This is a genomic window from Streptomyces europaeiscabiei (assembly GCF_001550375.1).
Lineage (GTDB): Bacteria > Actinomycetota > Actinomycetes > Streptomycetales > Streptomycetaceae > Streptomyces > Streptomyces europaeiscabiei.
Window position 1 is genome coordinate 1 of record NZ_LRTR01000821.1, and the last position, 873, is coordinate 873.

The window sequence follows — 873 nt, forward strand, 5'->3', positions numbered from 1 at the left end:
GGGCACCTCGCGGGCCCGCGCGCGCAGCGCCTCCTGGGCGGCGTGCCGGTCACGGCCCGCGAACAGCGCCTGGGAGAGCGCCAGGGCCGTCCGGCGCTCCTCGGTGGACAGATACCGGTTGCGGCTGGACAGGGCCAGGCCGTCGTCCTCGCGGACGGTCGGCACGCCCACGACGTCTATGCCGAAGTTCAGGTCGCGGACCATGCGGCGGATCAGGGCGAGCTGCTGGGCGTCCTTCTGGCCGTAGAGCGCCACGTCGGGGCGGGTGAGGTGGAGCAGCTTGGCGACGACGGTGAGCATGCCGTCGAAGTGGCCGGGGCGGGAGGCCCCTTCCAGGCGCTCGCCCATGGGCCCCGCGGTGACGCGGACCTGGGGTTCGCCGCCCGGGTAGACCTCGTCCGCGGACGGGGCGAACACCACGTCGGCGCCCGACACTTCGGCGAGCTCGACGTCGGCGTCCAGGGTGCGCGGGTAGCGGTCGAGGTCCTCGCCGGCGCCGAACTGGAGAGGGTTGACGAAGACGGTCACGACGACCTCGCCCGTGCCGCCCGCGATCTCTCGCGCGGTGCGGATCAGGGTGGCGTGGCCCTCGTGCAGGGCGCCCATGGTCATCACGACGGCCCGGCGTCCCGCACGCGCGCGTGTGTGCAGCTCGTCGGCGGTGCGCAGCACGGTGGTGGTCATCGGGCGTCCCCTTCGGTCCCGTCGGTGCCGCCCGTTCCGCCGGCCGCGTCCGTCCCGCCCGCGAGTACCCCGAGGAGGTCCTCGGCCAGCTCCGGCTCGAGCAGGCCGTGGGCGAGGGCCCTGTCTGCGGTCGCGCGGGCCATCGCCAGATACCCGGCGACGGCCGCCGGGGCGTGCGCGCGCAGCTCG

General features: G+C 75.4%; 1 protein-coding gene and 1 pseudogene. Both read right to left on the reverse strand.

All coding sequences use genetic code 11. From position 1 onward, the window contains the following. On the reverse strand, window positions 1–684 hold a 684-nt coding region (gene panC / locus AWZ10_RS41060; protein WP_060893639.1), incomplete at its 3' end, for a pantoate--beta-alanine ligase. Further along, a pseudogene (locus AWZ10_RS41065) lies at window positions 681–873 on the reverse strand (oxidoreductase); the annotation flags it as partial. The pseudogene AWZ10_RS41065 and the gene panC, both read right to left, overlap by 4 nt.